General features: G+C 38.0%; 6 protein-coding genes and 1 pseudogene. 3 read left to right on the top strand and 4 right to left on the bottom strand.

Annotated features, from left to right (window positions below; translation table 11 throughout):
* Together RT445_RS22450 and gdhA are read right to left on the bottom strand one after the other, a co-directional pair.
* A partial coding sequence (locus tag RT445_RS22450) for a phosphoribosylaminoimidazolesuccinocarboxamide synthase (protein WP_313471601.1) occupies nt 1-391 on the bottom strand: 391 nt, incomplete at its 3' end.
* Nucleotides 392-607: 216 nt separating this feature from the next.
* A complete protein-coding gene (gdhA, locus tag RT445_RS22445) occupies nt 608-1,981 on the bottom strand; it encodes an NADP-specific glutamate dehydrogenase (RefSeq protein WP_274796524.1) in 1,374 nt (457 codons plus the stop codon).
* A 175-nt stretch (nt 1,982-2,156) separates the two neighbouring features.
* Between gdhA and RT445_RS22440 the strand changes: the two genes are divergently transcribed.
* Entirely contained in the window at nt 2,157-2,630 is a 474-nt protein-coding gene (locus RT445_RS22440; protein WP_274796525.1) for a YaiI/YqxD family protein, read from the top strand.
* Nucleotides 2,620-3,942, top strand: a complete 1,323-nt coding sequence (locus RT445_RS22435; RefSeq protein ID WP_312507120.1) for a D-serine ammonia-lyase — start codon at nt 2,620-2,622, stop codon at nt 3,940-3,942. Before RT445_RS22440 ends, RT445_RS22435 begins: the two co-directional genes overlap by 11 nt.
* A gap of 292 nt (nt 3,943-4,234) precedes the next feature.
* Here the strand turns inward: RT445_RS22435 and RT445_RS22430 are convergent, their stop codons facing one another.
* Nucleotides 4,235-5,404: a pyridoxal-phosphate-dependent aminotransferase family protein gene (locus RT445_RS22430; RefSeq protein WP_312507119.1), complete on the bottom strand. Its 1,170-nt coding sequence runs from the start codon at nt 5,402-5,404 to the stop codon at nt 4,235-4,237.
* A gap of 140 nt (nt 5,405-5,544) precedes the next feature.
* On the opposite strand from RT445_RS22430, the gene RT445_RS22425 reads away from it, so the two are divergent.
* Nucleotides 5,545-6,606 carry a DUF1835 domain-containing protein gene (locus tag RT445_RS22425; RefSeq protein ID WP_312507118.1) on the top strand — a complete coding sequence of 354 codons (1,062 nt, stop codon included), beginning with the start codon at nt 5,545-5,547 and terminating at the stop codon, nt 6,604-6,606.
* Between the two features lie 27 nt (nt 6,607-6,633).
* Here RT445_RS22425 and RT445_RS22420 read toward each other — a convergent pair.
* Nucleotides 6,634-6,842: pseudogene (locus tag RT445_RS22420) on the bottom strand (hypothetical protein); the annotation flags it as partial.

The raw sequence follows: 6,842 nt of genomic DNA, 5'->3' as shown, positions 1-6,842 counted from the left end.
CTTTAATGGTTACTTCTACGAAGGAGTCTAAATCTTGTCCTTCTTTAACATAGGCACCGTAGCGACGTAGGAATGAACCAACAGCTTTGAAGCGGCAAATAACTTCCAAACCGTTCCCGAAAACTGTTGCAGGTTTTACTGTCATCGTTGCATCTTCAAAGTTTGCGTCTACATAATGCGTAGGAACACCTTGTTCATTTAATTTGGAATAGAAATAGGAAGTTAGGCGTAAACCTGCTAAACCAGCGCCATCAATCGTTAATCCAACAGTATTAGCACCTGGGTCAAAAACACCGTTTTCTCCTGTCACATCGTCTTTAAATTTTAATAAATAATGACCATCTTCTAGTTTGAACACATTTTTTGTTTTCCCTGTATACAATAATTCCACAAAAATACCCTCCAATATTTCATATTACTCTAAAATTATAACACGAATGTTTTAAATATTTAATAATAAAAATGTTCGTTTTAAATGTTTATTTACATGTTTTGTAACAGAATACCTAATAAAAAATAAGGTGATAACGAATATTCGCTATCACCTTATATGAAATTAAGAATATTTTGAATTTGGATTATAGGAAACTATGACAAAGAAATACTATTAATAAACACCTTCCATAAGCATTCCATCAGCTACTTTGATAAAGCCCGCGATGTTTGCGCCCATTACTAAATTACCTGGGAAGCCATATTTTTCAGCTGCTGCTTTGCTGTCCATATAAATATTTTTCATAATTTGATGAAGTTTCGCATCTACTTCTTCAAATGACCAAAATACGCGGCTTGAATCTTGTGCCATTTCAAGAGCAGATACAGCAACACCGCCAGCATTTGCTGCTTTAGCAGGACCGAATAATACACCTGCATTTAGGAATTCATTGATTGCTTCCAGGTCTGATGGCATATTGGCACCTTCACCGATAGCTTTCACACCATTTGAAATTAATGTACGAGCCGATTCACCATTAATTTCGTTTTGAGTAGCACATGGTAGGGCAATATCACAAGGAATTGTCCAGATACCTGTACAACCTTCTGTAAAAGTAGCATTTGGTCGGTAATTAACGTAAGTTGAAATACGGTCACCTTTTACTTCTTTAATTTCTTTAATAGCTGCTAAATCTAAGCCTTCAGGGTCATAAATATAGCCTGAAGAGTCAGAGCAAGCAACCACTTTTGCACCATATTGTTGTGCTTTTTCAATGGCATAAGTAGAAACGTTACCAGAACCAGAAACAACTACTGTTTTTCCTTCGAATGAATCATTTGCATCTTTTAACATTTCGTTGACAAAATAAACTGTACCGTAGCCAGTTGCCTCTTTACGTGCTAAAGAGCCACCATAACCAGGAGTCTTACCAGTTAGTACACCTGATTCATTTGCCTTTGTTAAACGTTTGTATTGGCCCCATAAATAGCCAACTTCACGAGCACCTACACCAATATCACCAGCAGGAACATCGACATCTGGACCAATATGACGGTATAATTCAGTCATGAATGCTTGGCAGAATCGCATGATTTCTGAGTCTGACTTACCTTTCGGATCGAAGTTCGAACCACCTTTACCACCACCGATTGGTTGCCCAGTCAACGCATTTTTAAAGATTTGCTCAAAGCCTAGGAACTTAATGATGGATTCGTTCACGGAAGGGTGGAAGCGAAGGCCGCCTTTATAAGGCCCCATCACATTGCTGTATTGAACACGATAACCGCGATTTACTTGCACTTGATTGTTATCATCTTGCCAAGCTACACGGAAGGAAATAATACGATCAGGCTCAACGATTCGAGATAAAATATTGGCCTGAATATATTCAGGATGTTGTGCGAATACAGGCACTAATGAGATGAAAATTTCTTCAGCCGCTTGTAAAAATTCCGCTTGATGACAGTTCTGTTGTTTTAGCTGCTCAAATACGCCATCAACGTATTCTTTTGCTAATTGTTCATTGCTAACAGTTGTAATTGTCATAATTAAAACCCCCATTTAGTTGATAGGTGTATCGTATATCTATTTTTCAAACTATTCAATAAAATACTTTGTAAGTTTGTGAAGAAATGAGCAAGAGAGGTCTGAAAAACATTATATTAAAATAATTATGTACTAAGTAATTAATCTAATTTCGAGAAAGGAATGATGCTTTATTGTGAAGGTTCTAATAGACGCTGATGCCTGTCCAGTAGTGGATTTGGCGCTATCTATATCATCTGAATATGAGATAGAAACTATCTTATTTTGCGATACATCTCACCGTGTTGAACGTGATAATGTAATAACAATTACTGTTCCAAAAGGTCCGGATTCGGTTGATTTTACGCTTGTGAACGCGCTTTCAAAACATGATATTGTCATTACACAGGATTACGGGTTAGCAGCAATGGTTTTAGCAAGAGGTGGATATCCGATCGATCAAAATGGACGAGAAATGTCTGATGAAAATATCGAACGTTTGCTCGATATGCGTCATGTTGGTCAAAAAATTAGGAGGGCAGGAGGGCGAACAAAGGGACCTAAAAAAAGAACACAAGAAAACAATATTTCGTTTGAAAGGAAATTTCGACAAATTTGTGAACGAGCAATTTTAGCTCATAAAATGGAGGAATCTACAGGTGAAAAATGAACGTAATCACGAACTATTGGAGCAATATCCACAGCTGAAGGAACTAGCAAAGAAGGATACTGTTTTCTGGGAAAATACAAATCGGATGAAAAAACCAAAGACAATGCACTTTACTATGTCTGAAGTAGAGGATGCGGAAGAAACATTGCAGCGTTTTTCATCATATTTAAAAGTAGTCTTTCCTGAGCTTGTAAAAAGTGATGGTCTGATTGAATCCACTATTGAGGAAATGGCAGAGATGAAAAATGCCCTTGAACAACGGTATGATGTCTCAATACCTGGCCAATTACTGTTAAAATGTGATCATAATTTACCGATTTCTGGATCAATCAAAGCACGTGGAGGAATTTATGAAGTATTAAAACACGCAGAAAGGCTTGCTTTGGCAAGTGGAAAGCTTAAAGTAGAGGATGATTATGCAGTCTTAGCTACAGAGGCATTTCAATCATTTTTCCGACACTATACAATTGCAGTAGGCTCTACAGGAAATTTAGGTTTAAGTATCGGCATTATGGGCAAGAAGCTCGGCTTTAATGTCGTAGTACATATGTCGAGCGACGCCAAGAAATGGAAAAAAGACTTGCTACGAGAAAAGGGAGCGACAGTGATTGAATATGAGGCTGATTACAGTGTGGCGGTAGAACAGGGCCGACAAGAAGCTATACAAGATCCAATGTGCCATTTCATTGATGATGAAAACTCAAAGGATTTATTCGCAGGCTATGCAGTAGCCGCAAAGCGTTTAAAAGGTCAATTAGAAAAGGCTAATATAACAGTCAATTCAGTGCATCCTTTGTTAGTTTATTTACCATGTGGTGTAGGTGGAGGGCCAGGTGGGGTTGCCTATGGACTGCGAGAACTATTCGGCGAGCATGTGCATATTTTCTTTGCAGAACCCGTCGCATCTCCTTGTATGACGCTAGGCTTAATGACAGGTTTACATGATGAAATTAGTATAGAGGATATTGGCTTAGACAATAAGACGGAAGCAGACGGTCTAGCAGTCGGCCGTGCCTCTAAATTCGTTGGAAAAGTAATGGACACGTATATTAGCGGATGTTATACGGTAAAAGATGAGGAATTATTTACTTCACTTGCATTAGCAATGGAGTCTGAGGAGCTATTTTTAGAGCCATCCGCACATGCAGGAATGTTTGGACCGATCCAGTTAATGAAAAACGGGCAAAAATATTTAGAAAAGCATTATTTAACCGACAAAATGGAGCAAGCTACTCATATTGTATGGGCGACAGGTGGAAGTATGGTGCCGAAGGAAATGCGTGAGGACTATTTAAAACAGACAACATTATAACCATTAACTATTTATAGACATTAAAAAGCCTAGAAATTTCTTTCTAGGCTTGATTCTCACTTACTTTAAATGCTCCATGACACACTGCCTCGCTTTCGCATTGTATCTTAAAAATAAGACAACCGTGCTTTAGCTACATTCAGTTTTGTTGGACCTTCAGAGTTTGCAATCCATCCCACTCATCGGGTTAACCCTCCTAGTCATTGGATTTGAAGTGAAATCTTTAATAGTATGGGTCAATACTTATTTTTTATACACATTTTTTTAACTTATGTGTAGAAACCTTTAATAATTATTGCTGTAGCTGTTTTCGCTGAGCACTTAAAAATACTTCATGAGCTGCTCGCACACCAGCACCTGGCTCAAAATCATAGGAAAAGTCTTGAAGTGCTGCTTCCATTAATGAAACTGCCTGTAATACATCGCTAGGGAAACAATAGCCCATATGACCAAATCTGAAAATTTTCCCTTGTAAATGACCAAGCCCTCCAGCGAAATCTAAATGATAATGCTGTTTTAAATGTGTTAAGAAATCATTGAGATCAATCCCTTTTGGAGCCATGATCGCTGTAATTGTCGGGGATGCATACTCATCGTCAGTTAAAAGGTCAATGTTCAGTGCTTTCATCGCATTACGGACCATGTTTTTCATTAGTTCATGTCGGGCAACAGTTGTATCAAAGCCACCTTCCTGCTCGATTAGCTTACAAACCTCATGAAGTCCATAGATAAGTGTGATAGTAGGCGTATTTGGCGTCATCCCTTTTTCTGCCCAGCTCCGATAGCTCAATAAATTTAAATAATAGGATGGGGTTTTATTTTCTTCTATGATTTGCCAAGCTCTTTCACTTATGCTAACAAGAGAAAGCCCTGGTGGCAACATCATCGCCTTTTGAGAGCCTGTAACAAGAATATCGACTCCCCAAGCATCCATCTCAGCAGTAGCACCACCAATGCAACTTACACCATCGACGATACATAATGCAGCTGTTTCTTCACGAACGACCTGTGCTAATTCAGCGATCGGGTTTAAAATACCAGTGGAAGTTTCATTGTATGTGATAAAAACAGCCTTAATATCCTTTAATGGCTGTAAGAAATCCCGTAACTCATTAGCCGTGCAAGCTTGACCCCATTCTTTTTCAAGCTTATGTACGTTGAAGCCGTATTTTTCACAAATCGAAACAAAATAGTCACCAAAAGCTCCAACTGTAACAACGACCACATGTTCACCAGCTGAAACCGTATTCACCGCAGCTGCCTCTAGAGCAGCTGTGCCACCTGATGGGAGTAGTAAAATATCTTGCTTTGTCCCAAAAATAGGTTTTACTAATTCGACTGTTTCTCGATATAATTCCACAAATTCAGCGCTTCGATGACTAAAAATATCACGATTCATCGCAAGCTGAACCTTTTTTGGAATAGGTGTTGGCCCAGGATGTCTTAAAATATTTTCATACACAAATATCAGTCCCCTTTGAAAGAAATTCTAAATTTTCTAACTATAATCATAACATAATTATTATATCTGCTAGCTATATTTTTGAAAAATGATGGAAGAGATTGTCATTATGATACAATTTCCTAAAAGGAGTCAAAGCTATGGAGACAATGAGGCATTATCCATTTATCTACTTTTTGTACGAAGCAAATCAGGTGTTGGTTTATAAAATTCAAACATTAAATTATATCACGATAGATGATGTGGTGGAGAGAGGGAAATGGGAGGCATATGAACTTCAACCATTTGAATCATTTGCTGCTTTTCGACATGAACGAAGCAGTCCAAAGGAGGGATGGACTTTGATGGTAGAGCAAGATCATCTAAATCTTTTTGTAGACATTATTAATGATACCATTCAACAACAGAAAGTTTTGACAACAACGACAGCCCCAATGGTACATATTGTCTGTTCCGAATCCGTAGCAGGCTCACTACGAGTAGCACTTGCACCGCCGAAATATGTAATAGGGTTTCCAGATGATTTGTCTATAGGTCCGTTATGGAGGCTTGATGAAAAAAGAGGACAGGCATTTCGCCATGAATGGTTAATGGAAAATATAAATGATGGTATGGATGATTTTGTGAATTATCATCATTTCATGAATACGATAAGAGAAATACAGGATATTCCGAGTCATTTACCTATTTACATATGGTATGGAGACAATATAGAAGAACAATGTGGACTTAGATTTTTCCTTTATTTATTACGTGAAAAAACGAATGAAATCTATCTTATCAATACTGGGAAAGAGCGTGTTAGCATTCGGCAATGGAACGTAGAGCAGTATGACAAAATACGCTTGACTGCTAATGCGCATCTAATATTTCAGCAGCAATGGGAACGTTTAGCGAGGACAAAAGAGGTGTTACGCCTCTGGTTGCATCAACAAATTCAGGCGGTTCCAGTGAACGCCTATGATTCATTGATAATAACAAGGCTAGAACAACTTCATCAGCAGCAAGGAACCATCGATTATATTCAAACAGGGGCACTCATTTCAGAGCTTTTAACTAAAATGGAGGCTCCTCCAAATATCTTCTTTCTTGAATATAGAATTCGTTATTTAGTGTACAATGGTGTATTTGAATTAAAAGGCATCCCTAAATCTATGCACCATTATCAAGTAAAAATGCGCCAAAAACCTCTTCAGCATTAAGGCATGAAGAGGTTTTTGAACGGTTTATTAGGCAACAAATGGTCTGTTCATACGCATTAAACCATAAATAGCAAAGAATAAGCCGCCTGTTATAATCATTAGAATTGTATAAAGCACGGCTTTCCCTGATTCTCCACACCAACGATAAAATAATCGGTAGGAGAAGTATAATGTAAAGCCTGCTGCACCTAAAGAAGCAAGTATGCCAATAAGAGGAATAAACGAAACGATGATCA

Origin of the sequence: Lysinibacillus sp., from assembly GCF_032093475.1 — a bacterium.
Lineage (GTDB): Bacteria > Bacillota > Bacilli > Bacillales_A > Planococcaceae > Lysinibacillus > Lysinibacillus irui.
This window is presented reverse-complemented; position numbering and strand designations above follow the sequence as displayed.